At 58.8% G+C, this 16,728-nt stretch carries 14 protein-coding genes and 1 tRNA gene; 6 read left to right on the top strand and 9 right to left on the bottom strand.

Annotation, left to right across the window (positions count from 1 at the left end):
- Positions 1–102 precede the first annotated feature (102 nt).
- From GSF67_RS00450 to GSF67_RS00435, 4 genes are all read left to right on the top strand, one after another.
- Positions 103–1,065: a nitronate monooxygenase family protein gene (locus GSF67_RS00450; RefSeq protein ID WP_006310668.1), complete on the top strand. Its 963-nt coding sequence runs from the start codon at positions 103–105 to the stop codon at positions 1,063–1,065.
- 134 nt (positions 1,066–1,199) lie between these two features.
- Positions 1,200–1,275: transfer RNA gene (locus GSF67_RS00445), tRNA-Thr, on the top strand.
- Positions 1,276–1,431: 156 nt separating this feature from the next.
- Positions 1,432–1,590: a YqaE/Pmp3 family membrane protein gene (locus GSF67_RS00440; protein ID WP_006310667.1), complete on the top strand. Its 159-nt coding sequence runs from the start codon at positions 1,432–1,434 to the stop codon at positions 1,588–1,590.
- A 317-nt stretch (positions 1,591–1,907) separates the two neighbouring features.
- The gene (locus GSF67_RS00435; protein ID WP_006310665.1) at positions 1,908–2,150 is read left to right on the top strand and encodes a DUF982 domain-containing protein; all 243 of its coding nucleotides are present in this window, start codon (positions 1,908–1,910) and stop codon (positions 2,148–2,150) included.
- Positions 2,151–2,243: 93 nt separating this feature from the next.
- Here GSF67_RS00435 and GSF67_RS00430 read toward each other — a convergent pair whose 3' ends face one another.
- The 6 genes from GSF67_RS00430 to GSF67_RS00405 form a co-directional block, all read right to left on the bottom strand.
- Positions 2,244–2,636: a PRC-barrel domain-containing protein gene (locus GSF67_RS00430; RefSeq protein ID WP_035214685.1), complete on the bottom strand. Its 393-nt coding sequence runs from the start codon at positions 2,634–2,636 to the stop codon at positions 2,244–2,246.
- Positions 2,637–2,765: 129 nt separating this feature from the next.
- Positions 2,766–3,647, bottom strand: coding sequence for an AraC family transcriptional regulator (locus GSF67_RS00425; protein ID WP_006310663.1), 882 nt, complete (start codon positions 3,645–3,647; stop codon positions 2,766–2,768).
- A gap of 109 nt (positions 3,648–3,756) precedes the next feature.
- A complete protein-coding gene (locus GSF67_RS00420; protein WP_083815692.1) occupies positions 3,757–5,946 on the bottom strand; it encodes a TonB-dependent siderophore receptor in 2,190 nt (729 codons plus the stop codon).
- A gap of 179 nt (positions 5,947–6,125) precedes the next feature.
- Positions 6,126–7,802: an iron ABC transporter permease gene (locus GSF67_RS00415; protein WP_035214683.1), complete on the bottom strand. Its 1,677-nt coding sequence runs from the start codon at positions 7,800–7,802 to the stop codon at positions 6,126–6,128.
- Between the two features lie 72 nt (positions 7,803–7,874).
- Entirely contained in the window at positions 7,875–8,891 is a 1,017-nt protein-coding gene (locus tag GSF67_RS00410; RefSeq protein WP_006310660.1) for an extracellular solute-binding protein, read from the bottom strand.
- A gap of 152 nt (positions 8,892–9,043) precedes the next feature.
- Positions 9,044–10,093 carry an ABC transporter ATP-binding protein gene (locus tag GSF67_RS00405; RefSeq protein ID WP_035214681.1) on the bottom strand — a complete coding sequence of 350 codons (1,050 nt, stop codon included), beginning with the start codon at positions 10,091–10,093 and terminating at the stop codon, positions 9,044–9,046.
- A gap of 357 nt (positions 10,094–10,450) precedes the next feature.
- Between GSF67_RS00405 and GSF67_RS00400 the strand changes: the two genes are divergently transcribed.
- Positions 10,451–12,163 carry a long-chain fatty acid--CoA ligase gene (locus GSF67_RS00400; RefSeq protein WP_006310658.1) on the top strand — a complete coding sequence of 571 codons (1,713 nt, stop codon included), beginning with the start codon at positions 10,451–10,453 and terminating at the stop codon, positions 12,161–12,163.
- A 110-nt stretch (positions 12,164–12,273) separates the two neighbouring features.
- Complete coding sequence (gene pgi / locus GSF67_RS00395; RefSeq protein WP_006310657.1) at positions 12,274–13,899, top strand: glucose-6-phosphate isomerase; 1,626 nt, start codon at positions 12,274–12,276, stop codon at positions 13,897–13,899.
- 25 nt (positions 13,900–13,924) lie between these two features.
- Here pgi and GSF67_RS00390 read toward each other — a convergent pair whose 3' ends face one another.
- The 3 genes from GSF67_RS00390 to GSF67_RS00380 all read right to left on the bottom strand — a co-directional run bounded on the left by GSF67_RS00390 (position 13,925) and on the right by GSF67_RS00380 (position 16,666).
- The gene (locus GSF67_RS00390) at positions 13,925–14,653 is read right to left on the bottom strand and encodes an esterase family protein (protein WP_006310656.1); all 729 of its coding nucleotides are present in this window, start codon (positions 14,651–14,653) and stop codon (positions 13,925–13,927) included.
- Positions 14,650–15,615 (bottom strand): acetylxylan esterase, encoded by a 966-nt coding sequence (locus GSF67_RS00385; protein ID WP_006310655.1) that lies wholly within the window; start codon positions 15,613–15,615, stop codon positions 14,650–14,652. The genes GSF67_RS00390 and GSF67_RS00385 overlap by 4 nt, the downstream gene beginning before the upstream one ends.
- Positions 15,616–15,739: 124 nt before the next feature.
- Complete coding sequence (locus tag GSF67_RS00380; protein ID WP_006310651.1) at positions 15,740–16,666, bottom strand: carbohydrate kinase; 927 nt, start codon at positions 16,664–16,666, stop codon at positions 15,740–15,742.
- Between the last annotated feature and the right edge of the window lie 62 nt (positions 16,667–16,728).

Below are 16,728 nucleotides of genomic sequence, written 5' to 3'. Positions count from 1 at the left end.
ACGCAGGTTCGGCAGGTCAATGCCGCGCTGTTTTCGCTTTCAATCCGTGGCCGAACGCGTTATTGACTTACGTGCGCGTAAACGTAATCCGTGGGAGGAGACATGCTACCGTCCGTGCTGAAAGACAATCTGCGTCTTCCGGTCATAGCATCACCGCTATTCATCATTTCGCATCCGCAACTGACGCTGGCACAATGCAAGGCTGGCGTCATCGGCGCTTTCCCGGCATTAAACGCGCGGCCTGAAAGCCAGCTCGACGAATGGCTGGCGATGATCACCGAAGAGCTTGCCGCGCATAACCGGGCCAATCCCGAGCGTCCGGCGGCACCCTTCGCGGTCAATCAGATCGTACATATGTCCAATCGCCGGCTGGAACATGATCTCGGCCTTTGCGTGAAATACAAGGTGCCGGTGGTGATTTCCTCGCTCGGCGCCGTGCCGGAGGTCAATGCCGCCGTGCATTCCTATGGCGGTATCGTGCTGCATGACGTCATCAACGATCGCCACGCCCGCTCCGCCATCCGCAAGGGCGCCGACGGGCTGATCGCGGTGGCGGCGGGTGCGGGTGGACATGCGGGCACGCTTTCGCCCTTCGCCCTCATTCAGGAAATCCGTGAATGGTTCGACGGTCCGCTGCTTCTGGCCGGCGCCATCGCCAATGGCGGCTCCATCCTCGCGGCACAGGCCATGGGCGCTGACATGGCCTATATCGGCTCGCCCTTCATCGCCACCGAAGAGGCGCGTGCTTCCGACGGTTATAAACAGGCGCTCGTCGACGCGCAGGCGAAGGACATCGTCTATTCGAATTACTTCACCGGCGTGCACGGCAACTATCTGAAAAGCTCGATCGTCGCCTCCGGCATGGACCCCGACAACCTGCCCGAAGCCGACCCTTCAAAAATGGATTTTGAGACCGCCACCGGCGGTGCCAAGGCCTGGAAGGACATATGGGGCGCGGGCCAGGGCATCGGCGCCATCAAGGCGGTGGAACCGGTGGCCGCACTCGTCGATCGGTTGGCCGCGGAATATGAAGCAGCGAAAGGCCGGATTTGCGCCAAGGCCTGAGGCCTTGTAAACAATGGACAGGCAAAGCTTTTTGCGGAAATTTCAAAACCAGCACATTCAAGGCTTGAAATCCGTCAGCATTGCCTGTATCAGCCCGCCAAGAAGCTGATCCGCAACAAGCGGGTCATAATCGGGCCGCTTTAGCTCAGTTGGTAGAGCACGTCATTCGTAATGACGGGGTCACGTGTTCGAGTCACGTAAGCGGCACCATTTCGTCTTCCCAAGTTGCAATCACTCCTCGATCAACGCCTCCACGCGATTGATCTTCGCATTGCAACAACCTTGCCGGTCAGAGCGAGATTTGAAACCAAATTGTGGTTATACACGTTGACTGTCCAGTTATCGCAAACTGGAAAGCCAATCATCGTGGACGTCATTCGTATCCTCATCGCCATCATTCTGCCGCCCGTCGGCGTGTTTCTCCAGGTCGGCCTCGGGTTGCAGTTCTGGCTGAATATTCTTCTGACGCTGTGCGGTTATGTTCCCGGCATCATTCACGCCATCTGGGTTATCTTGCGCAGATAACATCCGCCGATCACCTGCGATCAGACGTCCGCAATATTTTAGTGCGTTATTAAATTAACAACTGCTTCTGGAACCTCATCTTCTCCTTCACGTTATGGTGATGACATAGCCAAGGAGAAAATCATGCACCAGATCATCTATATTGTCGGCCTCGTCGTCATCGTTCTCGCGATCCTGTCGTTTTTCGGCTTTCGTTGATCCCCGTTGTCAATTCGATTGCTTGCGCATATCCTAAGCAACAGTGACACACGACTGCGTTCATGGGTTACTTCGCTGTCGGGTGTATTTCGGGATCGCGTTGCTCTGGGAGGTGCACGATGAAGAACGAGAGATGGACAGAACCTGTAGAGGTCAATCTTGAGGCGAAGGGCAAGAGTGTCGTCGCCGGCCCCTTTGAAGCGCTAACATTGTTGACCGAAGGCTGGCCCAGGATTGGCGGATTGAGCTTCGTGAAAGCCAGAAGCGCCTGCCGCGCCGCCCTTGACGGGCGCAAATCGCCGGAGGAAGCGCGCAAATGCTTCACCGATGCGGTTTCCGAGATGCAGAAAAATCCGCACTGACAAGCCCAACAGAAAACGGCTCCCAAAAGGGAGCCGTTCTTTTTGGCTGGCGCTTGCGATGATCGAATGGCCGGAAGCGCCTTTCCAGACCTTTTACATCCAATAGGGTGCAACGCCGTAGTAGTCGTAGACCTTGCGGTCCTTGGCGTAGAGAAGGTCGTCATCATCGAGATTGGTGAAGTGCGGCGCGTTTTCGATCTGCTCCTTGGTGAGATCGATTCGATAACCGTCGAGCTCCTCGTCATAGTGAAGCTTTTCCCAAGGCAGCGGGTAATAATCGTCGCCAATGCCGAGAAAGCCGCCGAAGCTCAATACCGCGTAAGCCACGCGACCGCCGCGTTTTTCCAGGATGATGCGCTGGATCGAACCGATATGCTTGCCGTCGGCACCATAAACGCGGGTACCTTCGACCTTGTCGCTGGCGATGAGGCTCGGCGTGTCCTTGACATAGGGGTCCTGTCCGGCGCGGGGTTCCTGATGCAACATGATAGTTTCCTCCATCGATTTCTTCGTTGGTGTCACGTCTGGTAAACCCCGGCACCCAGCAAATCGTTCCGAAGGATTTCCGGCTCCGTGACCGGAATTTTTTTGAAGCAGGATGGAACGAAACCGCGCCTATTGGCGGATTTTCTGCCAGACGGACGGGGAAACGCCGACCATCTTGCGGAAGACGCGGGAAAAATGCGCCTGATCCGAAAAACCGGCGGCAATGGCGATATCGGTCAGCGCCATGTCCGGTCGCATCATCAGTTCCTTGACGCGATCGATGCGGGCCTGCATCTGCCATTGGTGCGGCGGCACACCGGTTGACGCCTTGAAGGCGTGGCTGAAATGGGATTGCGACAGGTTGGTGAGTTCCGCCAGTTCCTCCAGCCGGATCGACCGCAGGCAATGTTCACGGATATAATCGGTCGCCGCCCGCAATTGCCAGGCGGCAAGCTTGCTGCGTTTCCTGACCGGTTCCCGTTTCACCTTGAGGAAGTCCGTCAAGAGTGCCAGGACGAGGCTTTCGCCGTAGAGGTCATGCAGCGGATCGGGATTATCGCATTCCGCGGCGATCAGCCGCGCGAGCGCCAGCAGCCGTTCATCCTCGAACATCAGATGCGGATCGAGAAGCGCGTGCGGATCGAAGCCCTGCACCAGCCGCGCACCCAGCAACCCCGCATCGAAATGCAGATCCAGATGGCGCACGAAGGAGACATTGCTGAGTTCGGCATGCACGTCGAGATCGGCGGGCACGAAGGAAATCCGGTTCGCCCTGGACGAGCCGCAAGTGTCGCGGCGGCACCGGCTCATCATGAAACGGCCGTCATCCGTCCCCTCCATGTCCAGCAGGAAAACGAACCGTGGATCCTTGCCGACATAACGGCCGCCCGCCTTCGGCGCGCAGCGCACATCCCAGAGATCGGCAACGATGCCGTTCCACACCCGTGAGCGCGGGCCGCCGATAACGGCGAAACCCTCGATCTCATTTTCCATCCGAACGCGGAAAGCCATGGCCTCTCGATCCCGCAAAGCGCCATGGCGCCACTATAAACATGATAAATCTATTCATGTTTATAGTGGCAAACTATATTTCCCGCAACTGCCGGCCATAGGCCCGGTGTCACCACTTCTTGGAAAGCTTGAGGGTGATGGTGCGACTATCGCCCCAGCCGCAGACGGAGACCCCGGCGCAGCTCTTGACATATTCCTTGTCGAAGACATTCGCGACGTTGACTGAGGCCGTCCAGTCGTTCTTCTCATAGCGGATCGCGGCATCGAAGACCGCAGCGTCTGAAACACGCAGCGTGTTTGCCGCATCCGCCCAGGACTTGCCCTGATAACGCACGCCGCCGCCAATGCTGAGGCCTTCAAACGTCTCATCGGTGAAGGCGTAGTCTACCCATAGCGACGCGGTGTGAGCGGGCAGGATCCACGGCGATTTGCCGATCAGGTTGGGATTGGCATCCTTCGTGATATCGAGATCAGTATAGGAATAGGAGGCGAGCACCTTCCAGTTCTCGTCGAGATTGGCCTTGGCCTCCAGCTCGAAGCCGGTGGATTCCACCTGCCCGAACTGACCACTCGTGGTCACGCCGCCCGCCGTATAGGAAACGATGGCATTGTCCTTGACCAGCTTGAAGACGGAAGCCGTGATGCTGCCGTCGAAGAAGCTCGGCTCGTATTTGATGCCCGCCTCGAACTGATGCCCTTCCTCCGGGGAAGCCGGGGTGCCGTCGGCAAGCGTATCAATAAGCGGATTGAAGAAGGTGGCGGCCGAAACATAAGGGGTCAGGCCATTGTCGAACTCATAGGCCAGACCGGCGCGGCCGCTCAGCGCGTCATCATTGGAGCGGCGCGAGACGCCCGCCGGCAGCCGGTTGTTCAACTCCGTATCGACATAGTCATAACGGCCATTCAGCGTGACCAGCCAGCCATCGCCAAACCGCAGCTGATCCTGGGCATAGATGCCGATCTGCTGCTGGGTGACGATATTGTCGGCATAAACGAAGTTCGTTCCCTGCGTCGAGCCATAGACCGGCTTCAGCGCGCCGATCGCATTCGATCCGCAGCAGGCCTGCACCTGATCCAGCCGGTAATATTTATAATCGAGGCCGAACAGCAGCGAATGGTTGACCGCGCCGGTATCGAACTGGCCTTCGATGCGGTTGTCGACGCCTAAGCTGTCCACCTTCGACAAACCGTCATAACCGAAGCGGGTCAGCATATAGTCGTTGGTGGTGGGATCGAGGATCGGCTGGCCGTTGGCATCGGCATTGGCCCAGCCGCCCGGATAGGGCCCGGTCTCGTGCTTGTAGAGATGGCCGTAACGGGCATTCTGGCTGATCTTCCAGCCATTGTCGAATTCGTGGCTGACGTCGTAGCCCACCATCGATTGATAGACACGGCCATTATCAATGTCCGGTTCGCCATAAAAGGCCTTGCGGTCAAGCTTGCCGAACGGTGCGTCGACCACGGTGCCGACATAGGGCAGGAAACCGTTGCCGACATGGACCTGATCGAGTGCCGAGAAATAACCGTAGAGCGTGGCGCTCGTCTGGGCATCGGGCTCGAAGGTGATCTGCGGCATGATGAAACCGCGCAGATCCTCGGAATAGTCAGTGTAATTGTCGCCGCCCGAGACCTTGCCGGTGACGCGATATTTCCACACGCCCTCGGTGTCGGCCTTGTCGCCGAGATCGAAACTGAAGAACGCATTGCCGAAATTGTTGATGCCGATTTCCGTTTCGCGGACCGGGGCGTCCTGCGGGCGCTTGCTGACCATCTGCACGATGCCACCGGGATTGGCCCCGCCATAGAGCACAGAGGCGGGGCCTTTGAGAACCTCCACCCGCTCCAGACCGTAGGCGTCCATCTGGAAACCGCCGAAACCATAGCTGAACAGGTTCAGCCCATCCAGGAACACACCGGTCTGGGTGGCCTGAAAACCGCGGATGTAAAACCAGTCCGTGTCCGGGTCTGTGCCGAAGGGTTCCGCCGTCACGCCGGGCGTATAACGCAGCACCTCGTCGATTTTGGTCACCGCACCGCGGTCGTCCATTTCCTGACGGCCGACGACCGATACGGACTGGGGAATGTCTTTCGTTTCCGTCTCAGTTTTCGAACCCGTCGCGCTTTTCTTCGCGACATACCCCCGAACCGGTCCCGTCGCGTTTTCCGCGCCCTGTCCTTCAACGGTAATCTGCTTCAGGACGGTCGTTTCCTGTGCGTGGCCCATCACAGGCCCCATCAGAACAACGGCAGCCGTTCCCAAAGCCAGACGGCTCAAAAACATCCCATGCAAATTTTTCAAGATATGCCCCGAAACAGATAGCGGCTGATATTCATATCTGACAGGCCGCAGCACCTCAATTAAGATGAGTGTTTACATCAGGATTAATACGGGATGCTTGTCGTTTTCGGGGCGGATTTGAAGCTTATTGGCTTCTCGCACAGTTTCAGACCCGTCATTTGTGAGGGCGGAAGTGGATATCAGCCCTTGCGCCGGCCGATCCTCGCAAGCAACACCACGGGAAGCATGCCGATGACGACAATCGCCAGTGCTGCGATAGACGCCTCCTCATAGGTGCCGCGCGCCGCTTCGCCATAAAGATGGGTGGCGAAGGTTTCGAAATTGAGCGGGCGAAGGAGAAGCGTGGCGGGAAGTTCCTTGACGCAATCGACGAAGATCAGCAATGCCGCCGCCGCCAGCGAGGCCTTGGAAAGCGGCAGGTGAATCTGGCGGAAGGTCTGGGTCGCGGATCGCCCAAGCGTGCGTGAGGCATGATCGAAGGAATGCGGGATGCGGCTGAGCCCCGCATCGACACCGCCTGCGGCTATGGTGAGGAAACGGGCGGAATAGGCATAGATGAGGGCCGCGCCACTACCGATGAAGATGAGGCCGGTGGAAATGCCGAACCAGTCGCGCATGGTCTGGTCGACGAAACGGTCGAAACTACCAAGCGCTATCAATACGCCGATTGCGATCACCGTGCCGGGGGCCGCATAACCGACTGTCGAGAGGCGGTAGGACCAGAGCGACAGACGCCCCGGCGCAAGGCGCATGGCATAAGCGACCGCAAGGCCGAGGATCAGGGTGATCAGCGTCGCCAGCCCGGCAAAGACGATGGTGTTCACGGCCTCATCGGCAAAACGGGCCGACAGGCCGCTGAAACGGAACCGCTTCCATGCCTCGATGACGAGATAACTCGCCGGCCCCACAAAGCCGATCAGGACCGGCAGGCTGCCGAGCGTAAAGGCGGCCCAGCCCTTGGGACCAGTCAACCGCAGCGGCTCCAGCTCCCGGCTTTTCTGCGCGGAAATCGAATAACGCTGCTTGCGCCGCGCCCAACGCTCCAGCGCCACGAGGGCGACAACGATGAACAGCATCGAAAGCGCGATCTGCGCCGCACCCGGCAGATCCGATTTCGTGACCCAGGTGGTGTAGACCGAAACCGTGAGGGTGCGCACGCCCAAAAATTCCGAAGCGCCGATATCGTTCAGCGCCTCCATCAGCGCGAGACTGACACCGACGGCGATTGCCGGGCGCGCCAGCGGCACCGCCACCTTGAAAAAAGCCGCACGCCGGGAAACGCCGAGCGTGCGGGCCACTTCCAGCAGGTTCCCCGCCTGCGTCAGGAACATGGCGCGCACGGGAATATAGACGTAGGGAAACAGCACGAAGCCGAGAAGGACAATGCAGCCTACCGTCGACCTTATGTCCGGCAGCCGGAATTCGCGCGGGCTGGAATAACCGAGCAGCCACCGTATCGCGCCCTGCACCGGCCCGATCGGATGCAGAATATCGAGATAGGCGTAAGCGACGATATAGGTGGGCATGGCCAGTGGTAGCAGCAGCGCCCATTCCAGCACTCTGCGCCCGGGAAAATCATAGGCGGTGACCAGCCACGCGGCAGAGGTTCCGACCACGCCCGCCAGCAGCCCGACGCCGGCAAGAAGGATGGCCGTATCCGGCAGGGCAGTCCAGAGCACGGTCGCGCCGAGATGATCCCACAGGCCTTCCGAGCCCTGCACCGCCTGCGAAACAAGCGCCAGAACCGGCACCATGGCGCCACAGACCGCCAGCAATGAAAGGCCCAGCCACCAGAAGGTGGAGGAAAACCTGGCTCTCGTCCGGGGGGGCAATGGCTGGATGGTGTCTGGATTCATGTGCTTCTGGAAAATACGCGGAAAGGCGTCCGCAGGTGCGAACGCCTTCCACCTTGTTATCGTCGACTGGACTTACTTGTCGAAACCGACCTTGTCGACCAGCTCGCTCGCCTGCTTGCGGTGCGAGACGATTTCCGTGAGCGGCTTGTTGTCGATCTTCAGTGTGCCGAAGGAAGCGACGATCTCGTTGAGAGCCGCACCCTGCTTGACCGGATATTCATAGTTGGCTTCGGCATAGATCTTCTGGGCTTCGTCAGAGACGAGATATTCCAGAAGTTTGACGGCTTCCGCCTTGTTCGGCGCGTTCTTGGCCACGGCCGCGCCGCTGATATTGACCTGCGTGCCGCCATTCTTGAAGGTCGGCAGAACCACCTTGATAGCATCGCCCCACTTCACCTGCTCTTCGCCGCCCTTGCCCGAGCGCATCAGGCCGACATAATAGGAGTTGGCAATACCGATATCGCAAATGCCGCCGAGAATATCCTTGGCAACGTCACGGTCGCCGCCGCCGGCCTTACGGGCCAGGTTTTCCTTGACGCCAGCAAGCCACTTTTCGGTGTCCGCCGCGCCGTAATGGGCGATGTAGTCGGCAAACAGCGCCGTGTTATAGGGATGCTGGCCGGCGCGAATGCAGACCTTGCCCTTCCACTTCGCATCCGCCAGATCTTCATAATTGAAGGAAGCGAGATCGAGATCCTTCGCCGCATAAAGGACGCGGGCGCGCATGGAGAGCGCGAACCAGTGACCCTTGGCATCGCGAAGCTCAGCGGGAACAGCCTTGGTCAGCGTCTCGGATTCAACCGCCTGGGTGACACCCTTTTCGGCGAGATCAACGAGATTACCGGCATCAACAGTCATCAGAACGTCGGCAGGAGAGCTGGCACCCTCGCTCAGAACACGCTCAGCAAGACCATCCTTGAGGAATACGGTATTGACCTTGACGCCGCTCGAAGCGGTGAAGGATTCCAGCAGGGGCTGGATCAGGCCCGGCTCGCGGGTCGTGTAGATGTTGAGTTCAGCGGCGCTCACCGTTCCGGCGGCAAAGGCAACGGTGCTGGCAAGCAGGGCAAATCGAGTAAGTTTCGTCATAGAGTGTTTCCCTCTCCGATAGCGGCAATAGAGGAGCAAACATCATACATGACGGTGCAAATCAAGTTTTATTTCTCGGTTTTTCGCACGTCTTTGGTCACCAATAGTTGAAAACGGGGCCTAAATAAACATGCAAATCCCCTTATTCAACTTCAGGTAAATATCAACACTCCCTTGGGATCGATACCAAAACGCACGGCCTTGGTTCTGGCGGGCGTGCGCTGCATCGTCCTGACGCGCAGATCGGAGGGCAGTCCGGGCACGGCTATGCCAAGCTGCTCGATCTCGCCTAGGAAGACACGGCTCGATATTTCGCCGGCAATGCCTTCTCTCGCGGCGCCATCCTCGATGATCGAAATCGCATTGGGGCGAACATAGGCGATCGCGGCGAGGCCATCAGGCAGATCGGAGGCATTGCCCAGCAGCCCAAGCGGCGTTTCGACCCGGCCCTGTTTCACCCGGCCTTCGATCTTGTTGAAGGCGCAGAAAAAATCGGCGGCATAGCGGCTTTTGGGATTGTCATGGATTTCGTAACCCGTACCGCTCTGGACGATGCGCCCGCGCTGCATCAGCACTACACGGTCACCTGCCGATAGCGCCTCTTCCGGGTCATGGGTAACCATGATCGCCGTGGTGCCCAGTTGCCGCAGAAGGCCGAGTGTTTCCTCACGCACATTGTCGCGTAATCCGCGGTCCAGGTTGGAAAAGGGCTCATCCATCAGCAGCAGGCCGGGCTGCGGGGCGAGCGCGCGGGCGAGTGCCACGCGCTGCTGCTCACCGCCCGAAAGTGTGTGCGGATAACGTTTAGCCAGATCCTGCAGATGAACATGTTCGATCATTTCCGCTGCACGGCGACGCGCCTCTGCCTTCGGCAGCGCCCGGAGGCCGAACATGACATTCTGCTCCACGGTCAGATGCGGGAACAAAGCGTAATCCTGAAAGACAAAACCGATATTGCGCTTTTCCGGCTCGACAAAGGCGGCGGGCCCGGCAACAACATTGCCATTGAGGGAGACGCTGCCGCGATCCGGCGTCTCCACGCCGGCCACGATACGCAGCAAAGTCGATTTTCCACAGCCTGAACGTCCAACGAGGCAAATAATTTCGCCACGCTCAACGGAAAGATCAATATCGGACAGAACATCCGTATCGCCGAATCTTTTTCCCACCGATTTCAGTTCAAGCGCTGCGCTGCCTGCCATTTCCAATCCTGCCCTGCTTTGCGAATTATGTTGATCGCTCAAATCAGGATTAAAGTCAAAAGCTGCGCCGGATACGGTTTCCATTCACGACGTTGCGAGATGTGCGGCAGCAATATTGACGTTTACGTTAGAGTTAAATAGGCTTTGCCGATGCGATGGACGTCAAGGGATTACGCGTCTATCATTCGTCACCGGGGAGCGAGAGGAGCGGTCGATCCGGTGACGCCACATGAAGTTCCCTCAGCCCGGTCGGATATGCCGGTTGATGCGGGAGCCTCGTGAATATCAGGCAGCACAAAGCGCCTCTTCGCGTTTTAATGGAACGCGCGGCGCGATAAAGACTCTGGGAGGAGCAACATGAGTGAATTGTCCCTGGGACATCCGGAAAATGTCAGCGTTGCTAAGCGCTGGCTGGCATCCTATCCGCCGGGCGTGCCTTCAGAGATTCCCGCCTCGGCAAATGCCTCCCTCATTGACCTTCTCGAAAAGAGCTGCAAGCAATTTGCCGACCGCAAGGCCTTTTCCAGCATGGGAAAATCCCTGACCTACCGGGAACTCGACGCTGACACCCGTGCGGTCGCCGCCTGGCTGCAATCCCGAGGACTGGAAAAAGGCGACCGGGTTGCGGTGATGATGCCGAACATCCTGCAAAATCCCGTCGCGGTTTATGGGATTCTGCGGGCGGGCATGGTCGTGGTCAATGTCAACCCGCTCTATACCCCGCGCGAACTGGAGCACCAGCTCAAGGACTCCGGCGCGAAAGCCCTGTTCGTGCTGGAGAACTTCGCCCATGTGGCGCAGCAGGCTGTACCGAAAACCGCCGTCCGGCATGTCGTCGTCGCAGCAATGGGCGATCTTCTCGGCCTCAAGGGACATATCGTCAATCTGGTGGTGCGCAAGGTCAAGAAGCTGGTGCCCGCCTATGCCATTCCCGGCTCGATCAGCTTCAAGGCCATGCTGAAGGAAGGCCAGGGGGTTTCCCTGAAACCGGTCGGCCTTACGGCGCAGGATATCGCCTTCCTGCAATATACCGGTGGGACGACGGGCGTATCCAAGGGCGCGGTCCTCACCCATGCCAATCTCCTTGCCAACAAGGCGCAGATCAGCCTGTGGCTGGACGCTGCCTTCAACGGCCGCAAGGATCGCCCCGAGGTTCTCAACTTCATCTGCGCGCTGCCGCTCTACCATATCTTCGCACTGACGGTGAATTCACTGATGGGCATTGCGCTGGGCGGCCATAATCTGCTGATCGCCAATCCGCGCGACATTCCCGGCTTCGTAAAAGAGCTTTCGCATTACCAGCCGCATATCTTCCCTGGCCTCACCACGCTTTTCAACGCGTTGATGAACAATGAAGAGTTCCGCAAACTTGACCTGTCGTCGCTCATCTTCGTACTCGGCGGCGGCATGGCAGTGCAGAGGCCGGTGGCCGAGCGCTGGGTTTCCGTGGTCGGCTGCCCTATCACCGAAGGTTACGGGCTGTCGGAAACCTCGCCCGTCGCCACTGTCAATCGGCTCGATGCTGCGGAATTCAGCGGCACCATCGGCCTGCCCATCTCCTCTACCGAAATCGATATTCGCGACGAAGACGGCAACAGCCTGCCAACAGGCGAAGTCGGCGAGATTTGCATTCGCGGGCCGCAGGTCATGGCCGGTTACTGGCAAAGGCCGGATGAAACCGCGAAGGCGATAACGGCAGACGGCTTCTTCCGTTCCGGCGATATGGGCTTCATGGACGAACGCGGTTACACCAAGATCGTTGACCGCAAGAAGGACATGATCCTTGTTTCCGGATTCAACGTCTATCCGAACGAGGTGGAAGAAGTGGCCGCCAGCCATCCTGGTGTCCTCGAATGCGCCGCTATCGGCGTTCCGGACGAGCATTCCGGCGAAACCGTCAAGCTTTTCGTGGTCAAGAAGGACCAGTCCCTGACGGAAGCGGAGCTCAAGGCCTTCTGTGCCAAGAACCTGACGAATTACAAACGGCCGAAGATCATCGAGTTCCGCACCGACCTGCCGAAATCCAATGTCGGCAAGATTTTGCGGCGGGAATTGCGCAATCTGAACTGAACGAGAGGGAGCCGGGCGACCGGCTCTTTTCTTTTATCGAAGTCGCCTTGATTTGGCCGCCGGAAAAAGAATAGTTTCCTCATCCTTCCACGGAAGCCGAGGAGCATTAGATGCAGGCCACCATCGAAAAACTGAAAGCAACGGCAAGCAGCACAGCCGCAACCGATCTGCGCGCCGCTTTTGCGGCCGACGACCAGAGATTCAGCCGTTTCAGCGTCAAATTCGATGACCTGCTGATGGATTACTCCAAATGTGCCGTCAACGAGGAGATCGTCACGCTTCTCGAACAGCTCGCACGCGAAGGCGGTGTCGAGGCCAAGCGCGAGGAGATGTTCTCCGGCAAGGCCATCAACTTCACCGAAGACCGCGCCGTGCTGCATACCGCCCTGCGCAATCGTTCCAACACGCCCGTTCTCGTTGATGGCAAGGACGTGATGCCTGATGTGAACGGCGTTCTGGCAGCCATGGGCAAGTTTGCCGATGCGATCCGTTCCGGCTCCCTGAAAGGTGCGACCGGGAAAAAGATTACCGACGTCGTCAATATTGGTATTGGCGGTTCCGATCTCGGCCCTGTTATGGCGACGCTGGCGCTTGCGCCCTTCCATGACGGCCCGCGTGCGCATTTCGTTTCCAATATCGACGGCGCGCATATTGCCGATACGCTGAAGCTTCTCGATCCGGAAACCTCCCTCTTCATCATCGCATCGAAGACCTTCACCACCATCGAGACGATGACGAATGCCGCCACCGCGCGCCGTTTCATCGCCGAAAAGCTGGGTGAAGACGCCGTGAAGCATCACTTCGCCGCCGTCTCCACCGCGCTGGACAAGGTCGCCGCCTTCGGCATCGAAAGCGACCGCATCTTCGGTTTCTGGGACTGGGTGGGCGGACGTTATTCGATCTGGTCCGCCATCGGCCTGCCGCTGATGATCGCCATCGGGCCTGACAATTTCGGCAAGTTCCTGGATGGCGCGCATGCCATGGATCGCCACTTCCGCGAGGCGCCGATCCGCGAAAACCTGCCGATGCTACTCGGCCTCATCGGCTTCTATAACCGTAATGTGCTGGACTATCCGACACGCGCGATCCTGCCCTATGACCAGCGCCTGTCGCGTTTCCCGGCCTATCTTCAGCAGCTCGACATGGAATCGAACGGCAAGGGTGTGACCATCGACGGCACGCCGGTCGAAGGCCAGTCCGGCCCGGTTGTCTGGGGCGAGCCCGGCACCAATGGCCAGCACGCCTTCTACCAGCTGATCCATCAGGGTACGAGCGTCATTCCGGCCGAATTCATGATCGCCGCCAATGGCTTTGAGCCCGAACTGCGCCATCAGCACCAGCTTCTTATCGCTAATTGCCTGGCGCAGTCGGAAGCGCTGATGAAGGGACGTACGCTTGCCGAAGCGAAGGCCCAGCTCACCTCCAAGGGCATGGAAGACAGCCAAGCCGATTTCATCGCGCCGCACCGTGTCTTCACCGGCAATCGCCCCTCCATCACCTTCGTTTACGACAAGCTGACGCCTTTTGCGCTCGGCCGGCTCATCGCTCTCTATGAACATCGCGTTTTCGTGGAAGGCGTGCTGTTCCGCATCAACTCCTTTGACCAGTGGGGTGTGGAGCTTGGCAAGGAACTGGCCACCGGCCTGCTTCCCGTCGTGGAAGGCAAGGAGAGCGCCGCTGGCCATGACAGCTCGACACAAGGGCTGGTGAAGGCGCTGGCGGGTCTCGCCGGCTGAGGCTATCCTTAAAAATGCGCTCCGCTCAAATATAAAGCGCCGCCATCTTCCGCCACGCACCGGCACGATGGGCACGCCCTTCCCAGACATGCATCTGATGCCCCACCTGCTTGTCTGAAAGCAGTCGGCTCAGATGTTGGTTGTTGTCGAGAAACGGGTCGGCATCGCCGATGGTGAAGACCATGTCGACGCGGCGCAGCTGTTCCAGCCGGAAGGGGCAGGCAAGGCCGGGCAGAAAATGGCTCGGCATGTGGAAATAGACGTCGTCGTCATAATAGCCGTCGAACAGATCGCCGAAGGATTCCACCCTCATCGTCAGGTCGTAGCGGCCGGAAAAGGCGACAAGCTTGGTGAAGAGATGTGGGTGGCGGAAAACGAGGCTGGCGGCCTGAAAGGCACCGAGGCTGCAGCCCTGCACAATGGTGCTGCCATCGGGATTTTTCTCGGCCATCAGCGGCAGCACTTCGTTGAGAATATAGGCCTCAAGTGCGGCGTGACGGCGCACACGGTCGGCGGGGTGGTGATGGCCCGCGTAAAAACTTTCCCGTGCCAGACCCTCGATGCAATAAAGCTGGAGGTGGCCGGCCTCCAGCTTGTCGGAAAGGCTCGCGACGATGCCCAATTCCTCATATTCGAAGAAGCGTCCGTCGCGTGTCGGGAACATCAGCACCTTCGCACCGGCATGACCAAATATCAGGAGCTCCATGTCGCGATGGAGCCTGTGACTGTACCAGCGGAGATATTCGCGTTTCATGGCACCTTGAAAAACCGTCTGACCTTGTCCTTATGGACCGCATCTTGCGATGCGCTGTCAGGGTATTCGAAATGGCCCGCGTCTAGGATGAAGATTTCATTAAATTTTGATTGCGGCAGGGCATTGGCCACCGCGAACTGGCAGGGCGGCGCCACTGCCGGATCAAAAAGCGCGGGCGCGACGAGCATTGGCACCTTTATGCGGGCGGCGGCGCAGGCGGCATCGAACAGGCGCAGGGTTTCGAGCACATTGGCGTGGGTCTTCTGATAGGTCTGAACCGCATCCGCGCTGCCAACGGTGGGCAGCGTCAACCAGAACGGCCGGTGGCCGAAGGTCGGCACGACAAGATGACCGCGGTCGATGCGCGCGTCGAAGGGGATGGCCAGGGCGCCGATGCCGCCGCCGAAGCTGATGCCGCTATAGCCCACCTGCCCTTCCAGCCAGGGATAAAGGCTGACGAGCGTCGAGACGGCGACCCACAGATCATCGACGCAACCGCCGATGATGTAGTCATCCTTCCTGTCGATATTGTAGAGAACATGCAGGGCCGGATCGGACGAGATCGGCGGGCAGGCACTGAGTGAAAGCCCACGAAAACAGGGAAAAAGCACGGCTGTCTCTTCCACGGGCAAATCGAAATCGGGCTCTCCGCGTCCGCCATAACCATGGCCAACGACGAGACCGCGCCGCACCTGTCCCTCCCGCGGCAAAAGCAGCCACCCGCCGATACGGAAACAGTCGGTGGATGTATAGGTCACATCGAGGACCTGCCAGCGGGGGTGGGTTAACTTGCTCCTGCGCAGCACCGGTCGCGGATCTGTCGCAAGCGCACGGCGATAGCGTTTCTTCCAGAAATCATCAAAACCCGGCGGCGCTTCCGGCGGGGTAATGGCGAGCAATTGCTCTCGCTGCATGCCATAAGTAGGGTCGAAATCGAAAGGATGGGTTTTGGGAATGCTCATGCGACGCTTGTTTCGTGAAAGAACAGCGGAGACAAGCTTGATAATCGCGAAATTACGGTTTTTTACGGCTCTAGCGCCGGGAAGAGTGTTGAACCACCTTTTCAAAATGGTTCAACCGTGCCCTTCACAAACCGATTTCATGCGCGAAAGGCGGATTTGCGCCAGCCCGCGAGACAGTGACCGCAGCGGCTTTCGCGCCAAGCGCCAGAGCTTTTCTGATCTGCTCTTCGCTCAGCGAAGCCACCTGCGCTTTGGTCAGCAGGCCCTGCATTTTCAGTGAAGCAAGAATGCCGGCATCGAACGTATCGCCGGCGCCGACCGTATCGACCACTTCGACCCGCTCGGAGGCCACTTCCACCTTGAGATTGGCGCTGTAACCCACGGCACCCTTGGCACCACGGGTGACAACGACGAGTTTTGCACCGTGGTGCAGCCAGTGGCGGGCAAGCGTGTCCTCGTCGCCTTCCAGACCGAACCACGCCAGGTCCTCATCCGAGAACTTGACGATGTCAGACATCGCCGCCATGCGGCGGATGCGGGCCATGTGCGACTGCTTGTTCTGGATGAAGCCGGGACGAATGTTCGGATCGAGCGAGATGACGCGGGTCTCATGCTCGCGCGTCATCAGCGCCTCATAGGTGCTGCCGCAGGGTTCGGGAATAAGGCTGATGGCGCCGAAATGCAGCGCTTCGCAATCCGCTCCCAAGGCCGGAAGTTCGGCCTCGGTGATCATCCGGCCGGCGGTGTTCTCGTCGTAAAAAGCGTAGGTCGCATGGCCATCAACCAGCTTGACGAAGGCAATGGTGGTGGGGCGCGACAGGGTGGCGCAATAGCTGAAATCCACCTTGCTGGCACGCAGGGTCTCCCGCAGGATATCGCCCATCATGTCATCGGAAAGACCGGTAAAAAAGGCGGAAGGGACGCCGAGACGCCCCAGCGCAATTGCCGTGTTGAAGACCGCTCCGCCTGCGTAAGGGGCAAAGCCCGCCTCACCCAGCGTCGTTTGCCGGGGCAGCATGTCAATCAGGGCTTCACCACAACACAGGATCATTACGGTCCTCCTCAAAACAGCAAATCAAATGAACTTAAATCGATTTAGACGAAGATCGATCG

Origin of the sequence: Agrobacterium sp. CGMCC 11546 (assembly GCF_013365515.1) — a bacterium.
GTDB lineage: Bacteria > Pseudomonadota > Alphaproteobacteria > Rhizobiales > Rhizobiaceae > Agrobacterium > Agrobacterium fabrum.
This window is presented reverse-complemented; position numbering and strand designations above follow the sequence as displayed.